The sequence below is a fragment of the Knoellia locipacati genome, from assembly GCF_044791685.1.
GTDB classification, from domain to species: domain Bacteria; phylum Actinomycetota; class Actinomycetes; order Actinomycetales; family Dermatophilaceae; genus Knoellia; species Knoellia locipacati_A.
Genome location: NZ_CP087730.1, coordinates 3,653,429 through 3,670,065 on the forward strand (window position 1 = coordinate 3,653,429; position 16,637 = coordinate 3,670,065).

A 16,637-nucleotide genomic window follows, 5' to 3' on the forward strand; every position below is an offset into this window, starting at 1 on the left:
CCTCGTCTGGGCTCGTCTCTTGGAGCACTCACCCTAGATGACCACTCGAGGGATGACTAGACATATGCCCGTGCCGGGGCTGGGAATCAGCTGAGCTGTTGCTGGTACGCCTCGACGTCGAGAAGGCCGTCGAGGGCGGCCGAGTCGCTCGGCCGCATCTCGTACATCCAGCCCTCGCCGTAGGGGTCGGAGTTCACGAGCTCCGGTGAGGCGTCGAGAGCATCGTTGATCGCCGTGACCTCACCTGCGATCGGGGCGTAGAGGTCGCTCACGGACTTGGTCGACTCGACCTCGCCGCAGGCGTCACCCACGGCCACGGTGTCGCCGACCCCGGGGAGGCTGACGTAGACGACGTCGCCGAGCGCGTCCTGCGCGAAGGAGGTGATCCCGATCCGGACGGTGTCACCCTCGGCGGCACGGACCCACTCGTGCTCGGCCGTGTAGCGCAGGTCGCTGGGGTACTCGAGGTCGCTCATCAGTGGGCTCCTTCTGGTCCGGTCAGGACGTGGTGGGACTGGGAATGGGTCGAGCGTACTGAGGCTCGGAAACGCTCTGCAACGCGGACACGGTGACCTCGTCCTTGGTCTCGACACCAGCCTCTCCGCCGACGCTACGAACGGTGTTGGTCACGCCGCCGGGGATCTCCATCGCCGAAGCCAGCGTCGACCCGTCGCCGATCGCCGTGATGACGTAGGGAGCGGACACGGCCTTGCCCGAGATCGAGATGCCGCCCTCGCTGTCGGTGAAGAAGGAGTTGGCCACGATGCGCACATCGTTGATCTCGACCGCCTCGGCGCCGGCGTCGCGCAGCTCCTGGAGGGTGTCGAGCAGCATCGGCGCCGTCACACCGAACTCGGGGTCGCGGATGGTGAGCACGATGCCGGGGCCACGCGCGGCGGCCGTCCCGGTGAGGATGGCGAGCGAGTCCAGGCGCTGCTGGGCGGCTCGGCGCGACTCGGTGAGGCTCGTCGTGTCGCTCTGCAGCCGGTCCCGCGAGAAGCGCAAGGTCTGGATCTCCTCAGCCAGCCGGTTGCCGTCCTGGTCGACGGTGTCGAGGATGCGGATGAGCTCGTCCTCGCGCAGGTCCTCGAGTCCCTCGATCGAGGTCTGGCGCACCTGCGCGGCGATGGCGAAGCCGAGTCCGAGAGCGAGGAGCGTGGCGAGGACGTTGGCCTTGGTCGGTCGCGGGCTGGCCGCCCGACCGAGTCGGCGCCACGCGCGCTGCGACGTCGCCGCAGGGCCCGGGGTGGCGGGCTGGGGCTCGGTGTCGTCGTTCGTGCCGCGAGCGGCCTCGGGCGCCCCTTCGGTGGCGACGGCGTGCCGGGTTGGTTCCCGGGCGGGCTCGGGTTCGGGCTCGACGACCTCACGCTCGGGTTCGGGCTCGACGACCTCACGCTCGGGTTCGGGCTCGACGACCTCACGCTCGGGTTCGGGCTCGACGACCTCACGCTCGGGTTCGGGCTCGACGACCTCGGGCTCCTGCTCCACGGGGTCCGGCACGGCGAGCTCACGGTCGGCATCGGACTGGAGCTCGTGGTCGTGCTCGACGACCTCATGCTCGTCATCGGTCTCGACCTCGACGACCTCCGCCTCGACCTCGGTCTCGACCTCGGTCTCGACGTCGGACTCGACCTCGGGCTCCGCGGACTCGGACGCCTCTGGGGTCTCCGCCTCCTGGCGGTCGACGGGAGGTGTCGCGACCCTGCTGGGCCGGACGGGGCCGGCGGCGCGGCGGGCCGCCCGGTTCTTCTTCTTCTTCGCACTCATCGCTGGCGGCTCACGCGTTGAAGAGGTGACGACGAATCGAGGCGACGTTCGAGAAGATCCGGACCCCGAGGACGACGACGACGCCAGTGGAGAGCTGGCTGCCCACGCCGAGCTGGTCACCGAGGAAGACGATGAACGCGGCGACGACGACGTTGGACAGGAACGAGATCACGAAGACCTTGTCGTTGAAGATCCCGTCGAGGACCGCCCGGACCGCTCCGAACACGGCGTCGAGCGCCGCGATGACGGCGATCGGGAGGTAGGGCTGGAGCCACAACGGCACCTCGGGCTGGAGCAGCACGCCCACGGCGATGCCGAGGACGAGACCCAGTGCGGGGATCACGAGCTTTCTCCTTCGGGTGAGGGCGTGGCTTCGCCGCCGAGCCTATCCGCGGGCGTGGCGGCCCTGGTCCCCAGCGTCGCGGACGCCGGAACCGTGACCTCCTTGCGCACCACGGTGCTCACGCGGATGCCGAACGAGCTCTTGAGGGTCGACAGGTACGTGCCGCCGTTGCCGTCGGCGAAGGTCGCCGGCATGCGGCCGGGGTCCCCGATCGCGGTGATGACGTAGGGCCGTTTGAGTGGGCGGTAGTCGACGAGGATCGCCTCGCCGGCGAAGCGGATCGCCGCGGTCGTCGTCAGCCGCTGCCCGTTGACCGAGACCGCCTCGGCCCCGGCCTCCCACAGGCTGTTGGTGACGATCTGCAGGTCGCGGGCGATGACCTTGCCGTCGGTCGGCCCGCTCTCACCGCGCGGGTCCGCGTTGGACCCCTCGTCCCCGTTGGTGGGGGCGTCGTCGACCGTGACGACGAAGCCGGGACCACGCACGGGAACGGCCCCGGCGACGAGGGAGAGCCGTTCGACGTCCTGCGCGAGCTCCTCGCTGACGTTGCGCAGCGTCTCGGCGTCGAGTGCGGCGATCTCGGATCGCAGCGCGCCCGCCTCGGCGGCCTGGGCGTCGACCGCCTCCTGCTGCCTCTCGATGCGCTCGATGAGACTGGTCTTGGTCCGCTGCTTGGTGGTGTCGCTGCCCCGGAGCTGCATCGCCGCGATGCCCACGAGCACGCCGATGACCACGGTGAAGACGATGAGTGTCGTGGAGCGCAGACTCGTGGCGGGTGGGAGTCCGGCCTTGTCACGCCGCTCGGCGGCGGCGGCGTAGCCGGGGTCGAGCGGGCGCTCGAGCATCGAGGTGATGAGCGTCATCGACGCGTCCGGGCGACGCGCCGGGCCCGGCGACCTGGTGCTCACGGCTCGGCCCGGTCCGCGATGAGACGGCGCAGCTGCACGGCATACAGGATTCCGGCGACCCAGTAGAGGACGGTGCCCCACCAGGCGAAGCCCCAGCCGACCGGACGCATGAAGGTCGCGAGCGCGCCGTCACCGTCGGCCATGAGGAGGGCAGGGAAGGCGTAGAGGAGGTTGAAGGTCGCCGCCTTGCCGATGAAGTGCACGGGCAGGCCCGTCCAGCCGTGTCGCTTCGCGATGAGGACGACGACGCCCATGAACGCCTCGCGGGCGAAGAGCACCGCGACCAGCCACCACGGGATGATGTCGCGCCAGGCGAGGCCGAGCAGCGTCGTGACGATGTAGAGGCGGTCCGCGATGGGGTCGAGGAGCTGGCCCACGCGCGAGACGAGGCCGTAGTGACGCGCGATCTTGCCGTCGAGGTAGTCGGTGATCCCCGAGGCCATGAGGATGACGAGGGCGATCGCGTCGTGCTTCGTCGCGATCGCCCAGATGAACGCCGGCACGCCGAGCAGCCGCAGTGCGGAGAGGGCGTTGGGCAGCGTGAGGACGCGGTCGACCGGGGCGCTGTCGGTCCCCCGCACGCTCTCACCGGCAGTCATGCCCTCAGCCTATGTGCTCGTGTCTAAAGTCAGGTCATGAGTTCCACTCTCCTGACGGGCGACGCGGCCACCTGGCGACACCGGCGCACGGGCGTCAAGTGGGGGCTGTACGCCGCCGACGTCCTGCCGCTCTGGGTCGCCGAGATGGACGCCGAGCCCTGCGAGCCGGTCGTCGACGCGGTCACCGCCGCGATGAGGCGTGGCGACACCGGCTACCCGCTCGGCGACGAGTTCGTCGAGGCCGGAGCGGCGTATGCCGCGGACACGTGGTCGTGGACCATCGACCGGCACCGCTCCTCCCCCGTGGCCGACGTCATGATCGGCCTGAGCGAGCTCGTGCGGCTCGTGACCGACCCCGGCGGTCCGGTGGTCGTGTCGTCGCCGGTCTACAACGCGTTCTTCGACTTCGTCGACATGACCGGCCGCCGCGTCCTCGACGCGCCCCTCACACCCGCCGGCCGGCTCGACGCCGAGGTCCTGGACCGGGCGTTCGGCGAGGCACGTGCGGGAGGTGGGCGCGGGTCCCATGCTCTGCATGGGCCGGCATACCTGCTGTGCAACCCGCAGAATCCGACCGGCACGGTGCACACGCGCGAGGAGCTCGAGTCGCTCGCGGCCCTGGCGGCGCGTCACGACGTCACCGTCATCGCCGACGAGATCCACGCGCCGATCGTCCACGACGGCACCTTCACGCCGTACCTCACCGTCGAGGGCGGCGAGCGCGGGGTGAGCCTGCTGTCCGCGTCGAAGGCATGGAACCTCGCCGGCCTCAAGGCCGCCCTCGTCGTCAGGGGTGCGGAGTCGCCCGCGGGCGCGCGGCTGCACGAGGTGCACACGCACGGAGCGAGCCACGTCGGCCAGATTGCAGCGATCGCCGCATGGACCCGCGGGCGCGACTGGCTCGCAGGCGTGACCGCGGAGATCGATGCGAACCGGAACCTGCTCGCTCGCCTTCTCTCGCAGCACCTTCCGTCCATCGGGTATGCCGTCCCGGCTGCGACCTATCTGGCCTGGCTGGACTGCCGGGCACTCGGGCTCGGCGACGACCCCGCGGCGGTGTTCCGGGAGCGAGGGCAGGTGGCCTTCTCGCCGGGGCCGTCGTTCGGGGAGTCGGGGCGCGGGTTCGTGCGGGTCAACCTCGCCACCTCGCCCGCCATCATCACCGAGGCCGTGGACCGCATGGCAGGAGCAGTCGCATGAGCAACGCACCCGCACACGACGTCACCCGATGGCTGCTCACCGCGAGTGAGCGGGACAACCCGGACACCCGTATCGACGACGCACACCCCGGCGAGCAGGCCTGGTCCACCGGCAACCTCGTCCGGCCGCTCGTGGACGGCGCCTCGTACTTCGCGGAGCTCCACGAGGTGCTCGAGGCCACGACCGAGGGTGACCTCATCATGTTCGCCGGTTGGCGGATCGACGGCGACCAGCAGCTCACCGACGCCCCCTCGAGCCGCCTGCTCGCCGTCCTCGACCGCGCCGAGAACCGCAACGTCCACGTCCGGGTCCTCGTGTGGCGTTCGCACACCGAGCAGATCGACTTCTCCGCCGAGAAGAACCGTGAGGTCGCCGAGGAGCTGGCCGACGACGACGACGAGCACGCCGAGGTGCTGCTCGACATGCGCGTCCGGCGCGGCGGCTCGCACCACCAGAAGTTCGTCGTCGTGCGGCACCAGGACGATCCCTCCCGCGACATCGCGTTCGTCGGGGGCATCGACGTCGCCCACTCGCGCCGGGACACCTCGGACCACCACGGCGACCCGCAGCAGCAGGCGCTCGCCGACGAGTACGGGCCCAGCCCCGGCTGGCACGACGTGCACTGCGCCATCACCGGTCCCGCCGTCGCCGACGTCGAGACGGTGTTCCGTGAGCGGTGGGAGGACCCGGACCCGTTGACCCCGGCCTGGCACTCGCGCCTGCGCGACCGGCTGAGCCGGGTCAAGGACGAGCCCACGCCGCTGCCGCCGGTGCAGCCTCGACCCGAGCCGGTCGACGGCGGCACGCACGTCGTCCAGGTGCTGCGCACCTATCCGCACCGCCACCTGCGACGTGCCTATCCCTTCGCCCCACGGGGGGAGCGCTCGATCGCCCGAGCCCACCTCAAGGCCATCTCCCAGGCGCGCCACCTCATCTACCTCGAGGAGCAGTACCTCTGGTCGTCCACGGTGACCCTCGCGCTCGCCGAGGCGCTGCGGTCCAACCCGGAGCTGCATCTCATCACCGTGCTCCCCCACCGACCGGACCTCAGCGGGATGGCCGAGCTGCTCCAGCTCGAGGGCCGCTTCGAGGCGATCGCCCAGCTCGAGGAGGCGGCACCGGACCGCTTCGCGGCATACGGGATCGAGAACCACGCCGGCTGGCCGGTCTACGTGCACGCCAAGGTCGTCGTCATCGACGACTGGTACGCGACGATCGGTTCGGACAACATCAACCGGCGCTCCTGGAGCCACGACTCCGAGCTGGCGGCCCTCGTCGTCGACGAGTCCGGGACCGACCACTCCCCCTTCGCCCGGTCCCTGCGACTGCGCCTCGCCGCCGAGCACCTCGACCGTCCCCTGTCCGGGCCGGAGCACGACGCGGCGATGGACGACTGCGTCCCGGCCCCCGGCATGTTCGCCGCCTATGCCGCCGCGGGGGCCGAGCTGCAGGCATGGCGCGACGGGGGCATGGTCGGGCGACGTCCGGCCGGCCGCCTGCGGCCGGTCACCGAACCCGACATCGGTCGCTGGCCACGGCGGGTGCTCGAGGTACCGCAACGCCTGTTCGGCGACCCCGACGGACGACCCTTCTCACTCCGCCGGCGGCACGACTACTGACTTCGGCGCCCACGCGCGGAACCGATTCGGTCCGGGCGAGAGGCATGGGATATGGTTTCGTTCGCTCGCGCGGCAACGCGGGAGCGAGCCACGGGCTGTGGCGCAGCTTGGTAGCGCACTTGACTGGGGGTCAAGGGGTCGCAGGTTCAAATCCTGTCAGCCCGACGCAGTGAGGGCGGCTCTCCGACACCAGTCGGAGAGCCGCCCTCATGCGTGGTCCGCCATGGTCCGCCATGGTCCGCCATGGTTCTCCTCGCCGTCCACGACCCGCGAGCCCTCGTCACGGCATACGGGAATCCCCCGCGAGCCTTCGGCGCGGGGGATTCCGGGTTGGTGCATCAGCGGCGGGAGCGCTTCTCTCGCACCCGGACCGAGACCTCGATGGGCGTGCCCTCGAAGCCGAACTCCTCGCGCAGACGTCGCTCGACGAACCGGCGGTAGCCGGCCTCGATGAAACCGGACGCGAAGAGGACGAACCGCGGCGGGCGCGTCGAGGCCTGGGTGGCGAAGAGGATGCGCGGCTGCTTGCCACCGCGGACGGGGTGGGGGTGCCCGGCGACGACCTCGCCGAGGAAGGCGTTGAGGCGACCGGTGGGGATGCGGGTGTCCCACGACTCGAGAGCCGTCTCGAGGGCGGGCACGAGCCGGTCCATGTGGCGACCGGTGGAGGCCGAGACGTTGACCCGGGGCGCCCACGGGATCTGGACGAGCTCGCGCTCGATCTCACGCTCGAGGAAGTGGCGGCGCTCCTCGTCGGTGAGGTCCCACTTGTTGTAGGCGATGACGAGGGAGCGGCCCGAGTCGACGACCTGCTGGACGACGCGGATGTCCTGCTCGGTGATCTGGGTCGACGCGTCGATGAGGACGACGGCGACCTCCGCCTTCTCGAGGGCGGTCTGGGTGCGCAGGGAGGCGTAGAAGTCGGCGCCGCGCGTCTGGTGGACCCGGCGCCGGATACCGGCGGTGTCGACGAAGCGCCACGTCTTGCCGCCGAGCTCGATGAACTCGTCGACCGGGTCGCGGGTCGTGCCCGCCACGTCGTCGACGACGACGCGGTCGGACTTGGCCAGCTTGTTGAGCATCGAGGACTTGCCCACGTTGGGACGGCCGAGGAGCGCCACCCGGCGGGGCCCGCCGCGCTGGTAGGCGCCCACGGCCGACTTCTCGGGCAGGACGTCGAGGATGGCGTCGAGGACGTCACCGCTCCCGCGGCCGTGCAGGGCGGACACGGGCCAGGGCTGGCCGAGCCCGAGGTTCCACAGGGCGGCCGCGTCGGCCTCGGTGCGCTGGTCGTCGACCTTGTTCGCGACGAGGATGACGGGCTTGCCGGACTTGCGCAGGAGCTTGACGACGGCTGCGTCGTCGTCGGTGGCGCCGACGACGGCGTCCACGACGAAGAGCACGGCGTCGGCGAGCTCGACCGCGATCTCGGCCTGCTCGGCGACCCGCAGGTGGATGCCCTTGGCGTCGATGGCCCAGCCCCCGGTGTCGACGAGCGTGAAGCGGGTCCCGGTCCACTCGGCGTCGTAGGCGACGCGGTCACGTGTCACACCCGGCACGTCCTCGACGACCGCCTCGCGGCGGCCGATGATCCGGTTGACCAGCGTGGACTTGCCGACGTTGGGACGGCCGACGACGGCGACCACCGGGACGGCACCCTCGAACTCGTCGTCGTCGACCGCGCCGTCGGCGCGGTCGACGAGGGCGAGGTCCTCGTCGTCCAGCTCGAAGTCGTCCAGGCCAACACGCAGGGCATGCGTGACGGACTCGTCCAGTGACCCGTCGTCGGTCACGGTCTCGTCGGTCTCGGGGGTGTTCATGTCAACCATTCTCCCCCAGATCGCGCGGTGCTCGGTCCCACGCCGGTCCCACGGCGGTCGCACGCCGGGCCTGCGGCGGTCCCGGTCAGTCCCAGAGGTCGGGCGGGACGTCCGTCGGCAGTGCGATGTCGTGCCGTTCGCTGGCCGACCGCACGTGCTGGGCCAGGGAGGTCCGGATCTGCTCCGCCGCCCGCTCCACCCGGACCCGACCCGGTATGCCGTCCTGTGAGCTGACCGAGACTGGCTCCCCGAAGTCGACAACGAGCCGGCTGCGCAGCCGGGGCCAGGACGAGGCCAGGTCCCCGGTGGCGCGGGTGCCGAGGCAGGCGACGGGCACCACCGGCGCGTGCCCCTGGAGTGCCAGCCAGGCAACCCCCTTCTCCGCCTTCTCCAGGTCTCCGCGTCCCCGACCACCCTCCGGGAAGATGCCGACCGCTCCCGCACGCTCGAGCACCCCGAGCGCGCAGGTGAGGGCGGAGCGAGCACCCCTGCCCTGCTCGAGCGGGATCTGGCCGCTGAGGTGCAGCAGCGGTCCGACCCCGAGGTCGAAGGTGGAGGCGAGGACGAGGAAGTGCGCCGGCCGCGGCGACAGCCCGAACACGACGGCGCCGTCGAGGTAGCCGGTGTGGTTGGCCGCGAGGATCACCGGGCCACGGGTCGGGACGTTCTCCGCGCCGTGAGCGCGGGCGGCATACAGGGAACGGACGAGACCGGCCCCGACGAGGCGACCGAGCGTCGCCTTCCACGGAGCCGGGCCGAGGTTCTCGTGCGTCACGGGCGGTGACGATAGTGCACGTGTGCGGCACCGATGCCGCAGTCGGCGCACCGGATGCGGGCCGGCGACGTCAGCCCTGGGCGTGCCCCACGAGCGAGGCGACGACGGCGAGGACCGCCTCCACGCTCTCGTCGAAGTCGAGGTCGGACGTGTCGACGGTGACGACGCCGTCCGCAGCGACGGTGAACTGCGAGACGGCGGAGTCGTCGCGGTCCCGGCGCAGGACCTGGTCGCGCGTCGCGGCGATGGCGTCCTCGTCGGCGGTCCCGTGCACCTCGGCCGAGCGTCGACGCAGTCGGGCCTCCTCACTGGCGGTGAGCAGCAGGCGGACCGGCGCGTCGGGCGCCACGACCGTCGTGATGTCGCGTCCCTCGGCCACGACACCACCGGTCGCCTCCGCGATGGCGGCCATGCGGTCGCGCTGAGCCTGCTGGAGGATCGGGCGGACACCGATGTTGGTGGCGACCTTGGAGACCTCGGAGCTGATCGCCGTCGTGCGGATCTCGGCCGTGACATCGGTGCCGCCCACGAGGACGCGCTGGTCCTCGGGGTCGGTCGACAGCTCGAGCGGCAGGGACTCCGCAGCGACCACGACGGCCGCGTCGTCGGACAGGTCGATCCCTTGGTCGAGGCACCACCACGTGAGCGCGCGGTACATCGCACCGGTGTCGAGGTAGCCCACCCCGAGCCGGGCCGCCACTGCCTTGGAGACGCTCGACTTGCCCGAGCCGGAGGGCCCGTCGATGGCGATGGTCAGGGGTGCCGGGTCGCTCGTCATGGCGGTCAGCCTAGGTGGTGGCGGAGGCCGTGCGGTCACCCGCGCGTCGCAGTCGGCTCAGCCGTGCAGCCGCCAGCCGCGGGCCTCGAGCCCTTCGGCGAGCGAGGCCGCCGACCCCGGCACGACGTCGATCTCGGCGAGCCCGAAGGCCTGCCCGAGCCCGTGGTCGAGGTGGAACTCCTCGATGTTGGTGCCGATCGCCCCGACGTCGGCGAAGAGGCGTCCCAGCTGGCCCGGCTCGTCCGGGATGAGGACACGGACGGTCGTGTATGCCGTGGGCGCCGCGCCGTGCTTGCCCGGGATCCGCGCGTGGCCGGCGTTGCCCGCGGCGATGGCCCGGGCCAGGGTGCCACGGGCACCGGGAGCGTCGTCGTCGCTGCCGAGCGCGTCGAGGGCGGCGATGACCCCGTCGAGGTCGGAGGCCAGCGCGGTGAGGACGTCGCGCACGGCGTGCGCATTGCCCGAGAGGATCTGGGTCCACAGGTGCGGGTCGCTGGCGGCGATGCGCGTGACGTCACGCAGGCCCTGGCCGGCGAGGGCGACCGACGAGTCGGCGAGGTGCTCCAGCCGGGCGGCGACGAGGCTCGCGACGAGCTGCGGCACGTGGGAGACCGAGGCCACCGCGGCGTCGTGCTCTGCGGGGTCCAGCGTGACCACCGCGGCTCCCACGCTCGCGGCCACCGACCGGACGAGGTCGGCGGCAGCCGCTGTCGTCTCGGCGGTGGGTGTGAGGACCCAGGCCCGGCCGTGGAAGAGGTCGTGGCGGCCGGAGACCGCCCCGTTGCGCTCTCGCCCGGCCATCGGGTGCGACCCGCAGTAGCGCGAGAGGTCGGCTCCCCGCTCACGCAGCGCGCCGAGCACCGCCACCTTGACCGAGGCGACGTCGGTGACGACGGCGTCCGGCCAGCGTTCCAGGGCCGACGCCACGCAGGCCGCCGTCACGTCGGGTGGCGTGGCGACGACCACGAGGTCAGGGCTGACGTCGACCGAGGTCTCCCCCGCGCCGAGGTCGCGTGCCAGGGCCGCGTTGGTGCTCGAGAGGTCCTCGAGGGTCACCGTGCCACCGGAGCGCGTCAGGGCCAGGCCGAGGCTCGTCCCGATGAGGCCGGTGCCGACGATGTGGACCCGAGCGGCGCCCGCCGCCTCGGTCACATCCCCGCCGCGGAGTAGAGCTCGCCGACCTCACCCTTGGTGAGCCGCCGGAACTTGCCGGGCTTGGTGTCGCCGAGGCGGATCGGACCGACCTGGGTCCGCACGAGTGAGAGGACGGGGTGACCGGCCTCGGCCAGCATCCGGCGCACGATGTGCTTGCGACCCTCGTGGAGGATGACCTCGACGATGGCCTTGCCCGGCTGGCTGTCGACGACGCGGAACGAGTCGACCTGCACAGGACCGTCGTCGAGCTCGATGCCCTCGCGCAGGCGCTTGCCGAGATCGCGCGGGACCGGCCCGCGGATCTGCGCGAGGTAGGTCTTGAGGACGCCGTACTTGGGGTGCTGGAGCCGGTGCGCGAGGTCGCCGTCGTTGGTGAGCAGCAGCAGGCCCTCGGTGTCGGCGTCGAGACGGCCGACGTGGAAGAGCCGCTCCTTGCGGTCACCGAAGTAGTCGCCGATGTCGATCCGGCCGAGCTCGTCGTTCATCGACGTGACGACGTTGAGCGGCTTGTTGAAGGCGAGGTAGACGCGCGACTCGTCGAGGGTGACGCGCACGCCGTCGACGTGCACCACCTGGTCGGCGTTGATCCGGACCCCGAGCTCGGTCACGACCTGCCCGTCGACCTCCACCCGCCCATCGGTGATGAGCTGCTCGCACACCCGGCGCGACCCCACGCCTGCCGAGGCGAGGAGCTTCTGGAGGCGTATGCCGTCCGGGTCGTGCACGTCGACCGGCTTGGCCTTGGGCCGGTTGGGCAGCGCCGTCGGCTGGCTCTTCTTGGTCGTCCCGACGCCACGGGGGCGACCGGCACCACCGCCAGTGCCAGCGGGGCCACGCCCGCCCGGCGCCGGGCGGCCACGCCCACCACCGGAGGACTTCTTCGCGGGTCCGCCGCGTCGGCTCGGCGGCGGGGTCATGACCGGCCGCTCTCTGCGATCTCGTCGAGCACGTCGACCTCCGGAAGGTAGGGAGCAAGGGCTGGCAGGTCGTCGAGGGACTGCAGGCCCAGTCGCTCGAGGAAGTAGGACGTGGTCCCGTAGAGGTTGGCGGTCGACTCCTCGTCGGAGCCGACCTCCTCGATGAGCCCACGGTTGAGCAGGGTGCGGATGACGCCGTCGACGTTGACACCGCGGACGGCCGCGACGCGCGAACGGGACACCGGCTGGCGGTAGGCGATGACGGCGAGCGTCTCGAGCGAGGCCTGGGTGAGCTTGGCCTGCTGGCCGTCGAGGAGGAACTTGCTCACGACGGGCGCGTAGTCGGCACGGCTGTAGACCCGCCACCCGCCACCGACCTGGCGGAGGGTGAAGCCCCGCTGCTGCGCGGCATACCCCTCCTCCAGCTCTGCGAGCGCGGTCTCGACGTCAGGGACGGGGACCTCGAGCGCCGAGGCGAGGGCGAGCTCGGTCACGGGCTCGTCGACGACCATGAGGACCGCCTCGATGGCGCTGCGCAGTCCGCCCGGGAAGTCGCCGACGTCGAAGGCGAGCTGGTCCTGGGGCACGTCCTCGAGGACGCCCTCCTCGAGGACGTCCTCCGGCGGCGCGTCGGTCACGTGGGTCTCACTCATGGTCAGCCTCTCGCTGATCGGTGTGGGGTGGCTCGGCGTCCGCCGGGCCACCCTCGGCAGGCCGTGCGTCCGAGTCGGGCTCGTCGTCGAACTCGTCGTCGACCTCGATGTCGCCCTCCATCGAACCCGTCCAGCGCACGGTGAGCTCTCCGAGCGCCTCGGCCTGCTCGAACGTGATCGCGGACTCGCGGAAGAGCTCGAGCAGAGCGAGGAAGCGCGCGACGATGACGAGGGTGTTGTCGGCGTCGCGCACGAGCGACCGGAACGACGACACGCCGTCGCGCCGCAGCCGCTCACCGATGATCGTCGCCTGCTCACGCACGCTGACCGCAGGGGCGTGGAGGTGCGCCAGACCGACGGTGTCGGCGACCTTGGGCGTCAGGGCGCCGGCGGCGATCATCGCGAGCTGCTCGGGCGTGATCGTCATGATGAGCTCGGGGAGCAGCTTGGCGAACTGCGGCTCGAGCCCGGCCTGGCGCGCCGTCATCCGCGACGCCGTCGACATCCGCTCGTCGAAGGTGCGGGCGATGTCCTTGAACGCGCGGTACTGGAGCAGGCGCGCGAAGAGCAGGTCCCGGGCCTCGATGAGCGCGAGGTCCTCCTCGTCCTCCGGCCCGACCTGGGGCAGCAGCCGGGCCGCCTTGATGTCGAGCAGGGTCGCGGCGACGAGCACGAACTCCGAGGCCTGCGACAGGTCCCACACGTCACCACCCTTGGCCTGCTCGGCCTTGATGTGCGAGATGAATTCGTCGGTGACCTTGGCCAGGGCGATCTCGGTGATGTCGAGCTTGTGCTTGGAGATGAGACCGAGGAGGAGGTCGAACGGACCCGAGAAGACGTCGAGGTGGACCTCGAAGGCCGTTGTCGCTGCCCGTCGGGTGATGACTCCGCCGGGGGCCTCGGTCATGGTGTCAGGCTGCTCCGCCACGGGCGATGAGCTCCCTTGCGAGCTGGCGGTAGGCGCCGGCTCCCTTGTGGGTGGAGTCGTAGGTGGTGATCGGCTCGGCCGCGAGGGACGCGTCCGGGAACTTCACCGTGCGGCTGATGACCGTGTGGAAGACGCGGTCGCCGAAGTGCTCGACGACGCTCGCCACGACCTCCTTGGAGTGCAGGGTGCGGCTGTCGTACATCGTCGCGAGGATGCCGTCGACCTCGAGGCGCGGGTTGAGCCGATCGGTGATCTTCTCGATCGTCTCGACGAGCAGGGCCACGCCACGCATGGCGAAGAACTCGCACTCGAGCGGGATGAGCACGCCGTGGGCCGCCGTGAGCGCGTTGACCGTGAGCAGGCCGAGCGAGGGCTGGCAGTCGATGAGGATGACGTCGTAGTCGTCGAGCACCGGCCGCAGGACCCGCGCGAGGATCTGCTCCCGGGCGACCTCGCCGACGAGCTGGACCTCTGCGGCGGACAGGTCGATGTTGGCCGGGACGACGTCGAGGCCCTCGACCTTGGTCTGCTGGATGACGTCGCGCACGTCGTGACCGCGCTCGGTGAGCAGGTTGTAGACGGTGACGTCGAGCTCGTGGGCGGGGATGCCGAGACCCACGGAGAGGGCGCCCTGCGGGTCGAAGTCGACCAGCAGGACGCGCCGGCCGTACTCGGCCAGCGCGGCACCCAGGTTGATGGTCGTCGTCGTCTTGCCGACGCCGCCCTTCTGGTTGCACATGGCGATGACCCGGGCGGGGCCGTGGCTCGCGAGGGGCGCAGGATCCGGGAAGGTCGGCAGTGGACGACCCGTGGGGCCCACCTGGCCGGCGGCCGCGAGCTCCGTGCCCGGGAGGTGCCCGTTGCGGCTGGCGGGGGTGGTCTGAGGGTCGACCTGGGTCTCGAGGGACTCATCCATTGAGTTCACCACGGCGTCGATGTCTGACGAATCCATCTCTCTCCCGAACTGGCGTGCGCGCGGTCAGCATCCCGCTGATCGCCACGACACTATCAGCGGGCACGCGGGTGGCTCTGCGCATAGACCTCACGCAGCTGTTGCACGGTGACGAGCGTGTAGACCTGCGTCGTCGTCACCGAGGCATGCCCGAGCAGCTCCTGCACGACGCGGACGTCGGCACCCCCCTCGAGGAGGTGGGTCGCGAAGGAGTGGCGCAGGGTGTGCGGCGAGAGGTGGCCGGACAGTTGGGCCCGGTCGGCGGCGGCGCGCAGGATCGACCACGCGCTCTGGCGCGAGAGCCGGGAACCGCGCTGGTTGAGAAAGATCGCGGGTGTGCCCTTGCCCTTGGTCGCGAACGTGCCCCTCCCTCGGACGAGGTATGCCGTGAGCGCCTCCCTCGCGTAGGTCCCGAGCGGCACGAGGCGCTGCTTGCCACCCTTGCCCTCGAGCCGGACCACTCCGGCCTCCACGTCGACGTCGTCGATGTCGAGCCCGACGGCCTCGGAGATGCGCGCGCCCGTGCCGTAGAGGACCTCGAGCAGCGCCCTGTCCCGCAGCGACGCCGGCGTGTCGCCGACCGCCGCGGCGTCGAGGAGCCGCTCGACCTCGCTGACGCTGATGGCCTTGGGCAGCCGTGACGGGGGTGGTGGCGGGCTCACCGCGGCGGCAGGGTCGGCCTCGAGCTCGCCCTCGAGCGCGAGGAACCGGTGCAGCCCGCGGACGGCCACGAGCGTGCGCGCCGCGGAGTTCGCCGCCAGCGGCGGGTGCTCGTCGTCGCCCTCGCGCAGCCGCGCGAGGAACTCGCTCACGTGGCGCTCGCCCACCTTCGCGGGGTCGTCGACCCCGATCGAGGCGAGGTATGCCGTCCACCGCCGAAGGTCTCGCCGGTAGGCCTTGAGCGTGTTGGCCGACACCCCTCGCTCGACGTCGAGGTGGGTCAGCCACGAGCGCACGGCACGCTCGACCCGGCTGGCCCTCCTTGCGTCCGCCGCGTCGGTGGTCATGTCGTCACCCCGGCGGACGCAGCACAGGCGCCCACGCTTGTGTCCGCCGACGTGGGAGTCATGGCGGCATTGTGGCGGACGCTTCCAGGGGTCCGCGTCAGGCGAGCACCTCGGCCAGGTCGCGGTGCCCGAGCCCGTGCGCCTCGGCGACCGGGGCGCAGACGACGTCACCGGCGTGGGTGTTGATACCGAGCGCGAGGCCCGGGTCGCGGCGCGAGGCATCGAGCCATCCCTCGTCGGCGAGGCGGACGGCATACGGGAGGGTGGCGTTGGTCAGGGCCCACGTCGAGGTGTTGGGCACGGCACCGGGCATGTTGGCCACGCAGTAGAAGACCGAGTTGTGGACCTCGTAGGTCGGGTGGGCGTGCGTCGTCGCGTGGGTGTCCTCGAAGCAGCCGCCCTGGTCGACGGCGATGTCGACGAGGACTGAACCGGGCTTCATCTGCGACACCAGCTCGTTGGACACGAGCTTGGGTGCCTTCGCGCCGGGCACCAGCACGGCTCCGATGACCATGTCGGCCTCCATGACCTGCTGGCGGATGGCCAACGTCGAGGAGGCGAGCCCGTGGACCCGGTTGTTGTAGCGCCAGAAGCTCATCCGCAGCTTGTCGAGGTCGGTGTCGAGGAGCGTGACGTCGGCGCCCATGCCGAGCGCGATGTTCGCGGCGTTCTGGCCCGAGACACCGGCGCCGATGATGACGACCTTGGCGTTGGCGACGCCGCCGACACCACCCATGAGCACGCCGCGGCCACCTTGGGGCTTCATGAGCGAGTAGGCCCCGACCTGGGGAGCGAGGCAGCCCGCGACCTCGGACATCGGGTAGAGCAGGGGCAGCCCACCCGAGGGCAGCTGCACGGTCTCGTAGGCGATCGAGGTCGTCCGCTTGGCGACGAGCTCCTGGGTCAGGGGCTGGTCGGCGGCGAGGTGGAGGTAGGTGAAGAGGGTGAGGTCCTCGCGCAGGCGGTGGTACTCCTCGGCGACCGGCTCCTTGACCTTCATGACCATCTCGGCCTCGCCCCAGACGTCATCGGCGTCGTCGATGATGCGGGCACCCTGCGAGACGAACTCCTCGTCGGTGATCGACGACCCGAGACCGGCCCCCTTCTGGATGAGGACCTCGTGGCCATGACCCACGAGCTCGTGCACGCCGACCGGCGTGATGCCGACCCGGAACTCGTTGTTCTTGACTTCGCTGGGGATGCCGATGCGCACCGA

Annotated in this window: 17 protein-coding genes and 1 tRNA gene; 3 read left to right on the forward strand and 15 right to left on the reverse strand. The window is 71.2% G+C overall.

What is annotated here, in order from left to right; translation table 11 throughout:
• Positions 1-86 precede the first annotated feature (86 nt).
• Genes gcvH through LL946_RS17190 form a run of 5 tightly spaced genes read right to left on the reverse strand, consistent with a single transcriptional unit; the run spans position 87 to position 3,617 of the window.
• On the reverse strand, positions 87-476 hold the full coding sequence (gene gcvH / locus LL946_RS17170) for a glycine cleavage system protein GcvH (RefSeq protein WP_404382832.1): 390 nt from the start codon (positions 474-476) through the stop codon (positions 87-89).
• Between the two features lie 22 nt (positions 477-498).
• The gene (locus LL946_RS17175) at positions 499-1,767 is read right to left on the reverse strand and encodes a DUF881 domain-containing protein (RefSeq protein ID WP_404382834.1); all 1,269 of its coding nucleotides are present in this window, start codon (positions 1,765-1,767) and stop codon (positions 499-501) included.
• Positions 1,768-1,777: 10 nt separating this feature from the next.
• Entirely contained in the window at positions 1,778-2,110 is a 333-nt protein-coding gene (locus LL946_RS17180; protein WP_404382836.1) for a small basic family protein, read from the reverse strand.
• A complete protein-coding gene (locus tag LL946_RS17185) occupies positions 2,107-3,018 on the reverse strand; it encodes a DUF881 domain-containing protein (protein ID WP_404382838.1) in 912 nt (303 codons plus the stop codon). Before LL946_RS17185 ends, LL946_RS17180 begins: the two co-directional genes overlap by 4 nt.
• The gene (locus LL946_RS17190) at positions 3,015-3,617 is read right to left on the reverse strand and encodes a CDP-alcohol phosphatidyltransferase family protein (RefSeq protein ID WP_404382840.1); all 603 of its coding nucleotides are present in this window, start codon (positions 3,615-3,617) and stop codon (positions 3,015-3,017) included. Before LL946_RS17190 ends, LL946_RS17185 begins: the two co-directional genes overlap by 4 nt.
• Positions 3,618-3,653: 36 nt before the next feature.
• Here LL946_RS17190 and LL946_RS17195 point away from each other — a divergent pair, with 36 nt between their 5' ends.
• From LL946_RS17195 to LL946_RS17205, 3 genes are all read left to right on the forward strand, one after another.
• The gene (locus LL946_RS17195; RefSeq protein WP_404382842.1) at positions 3,654-4,817 is read left to right on the forward strand and encodes a MalY/PatB family protein; all 1,164 of its coding nucleotides are present in this window, start codon (positions 3,654-3,656) and stop codon (positions 4,815-4,817) included.
• Positions 4,814-6,436 carry a phospholipase D family protein gene (locus LL946_RS17200; protein ID WP_404382844.1) on the forward strand — a complete coding sequence of 541 codons (1,623 nt, stop codon included), beginning with the start codon at positions 4,814-4,816 and terminating at the stop codon, positions 6,434-6,436. The genes LL946_RS17195 and LL946_RS17200 overlap by 4 nt, the downstream gene beginning before the upstream one ends.
• Before the next feature lie 91 nt (positions 6,437-6,527).
• A tRNA-Pro gene (locus tag LL946_RS17205) sits at positions 6,528-6,601 on the forward strand.
• Positions 6,602-6,774: 173 nt separating this feature from the next.
• Here the strand turns inward: LL946_RS17205 and der are convergent.
• The 10 genes from der to ald all read right to left on the reverse strand — a co-directional run bounded on the left by der (position 6,775) and on the right by ald (position 16,634).
• Positions 6,775-8,265: a ribosome biogenesis GTPase Der gene (der, locus tag LL946_RS17210; RefSeq protein WP_404382846.1), complete on the reverse strand. Its 1,491-nt coding sequence runs from the start codon at positions 8,263-8,265 to the stop codon at positions 6,775-6,777.
• Between the two features lie 76 nt (positions 8,266-8,341).
• The gene (locus tag LL946_RS17215; RefSeq protein WP_404382848.1) at positions 8,342-9,031 is read right to left on the reverse strand and encodes a lysophospholipid acyltransferase family protein; all 690 of its coding nucleotides are present in this window, start codon (positions 9,029-9,031) and stop codon (positions 8,342-8,344) included.
• A 70-nt stretch (positions 9,032-9,101) separates the two neighbouring features.
• Positions 9,102-9,809 (reverse strand): (d)CMP kinase, encoded by a 708-nt coding sequence (gene cmk, locus LL946_RS17220; protein ID WP_404382850.1) that lies wholly within the window; start codon positions 9,807-9,809, stop codon positions 9,102-9,104.
• 57 nt (positions 9,810-9,866) lie between these two features.
• On the reverse strand, positions 9,867-10,961 hold the full coding sequence (locus LL946_RS17225; protein ID WP_404382852.1) for a prephenate dehydrogenase: 1,095 nt from the start codon (positions 10,959-10,961) through the stop codon (positions 9,867-9,869).
• Positions 10,958-11,881, reverse strand: coding sequence for a pseudouridine synthase (locus LL946_RS17230; RefSeq protein WP_404382854.1), 924 nt, complete (start codon positions 11,879-11,881; stop codon positions 10,958-10,960). The genes LL946_RS17225 and LL946_RS17230 overlap by 4 nt, the downstream gene beginning before the upstream one ends.
• Positions 11,878-12,534 carry an SMC-Scp complex subunit ScpB gene (gene scpB / locus LL946_RS17235; RefSeq protein WP_404382856.1) on the reverse strand — a complete coding sequence of 219 codons (657 nt, stop codon included), beginning with the start codon at positions 12,532-12,534 and terminating at the stop codon, positions 11,878-11,880. Before scpB ends, LL946_RS17230 begins: the two co-directional genes overlap by 4 nt.
• Positions 12,527-13,441: a segregation and condensation protein A gene (locus LL946_RS17240; RefSeq protein WP_404382858.1), complete on the reverse strand. Its 915-nt coding sequence runs from the start codon at positions 13,439-13,441 to the stop codon at positions 12,527-12,529. Before LL946_RS17240 ends, scpB begins: the two co-directional genes overlap by 8 nt.
• 4 nt (positions 13,442-13,445) lie before the next feature.
• Positions 13,446-14,378, reverse strand: coding sequence for a ParA family protein (locus LL946_RS17245; RefSeq protein WP_404382860.1), 933 nt, complete (start codon positions 14,376-14,378; stop codon positions 13,446-13,448).
• Positions 14,379-14,470: 92 nt separating this feature from the next.
• Entirely contained in the window at positions 14,471-15,421 is a 951-nt protein-coding gene (gene xerD / locus LL946_RS17250) for a site-specific tyrosine recombinase XerD (protein ID WP_404382862.1), read from the reverse strand.
• Between the two features lie 97 nt (positions 15,422-15,518).
• Positions 15,519-16,634 carry an alanine dehydrogenase gene (gene ald / locus LL946_RS17255; RefSeq protein ID WP_404382864.1) on the reverse strand — a complete coding sequence of 372 codons (1,116 nt, stop codon included), beginning with the start codon at positions 16,632-16,634 and terminating at the stop codon, positions 15,519-15,521.
• Between the last annotated feature and the right edge of the window lie 3 nt (positions 16,635-16,637).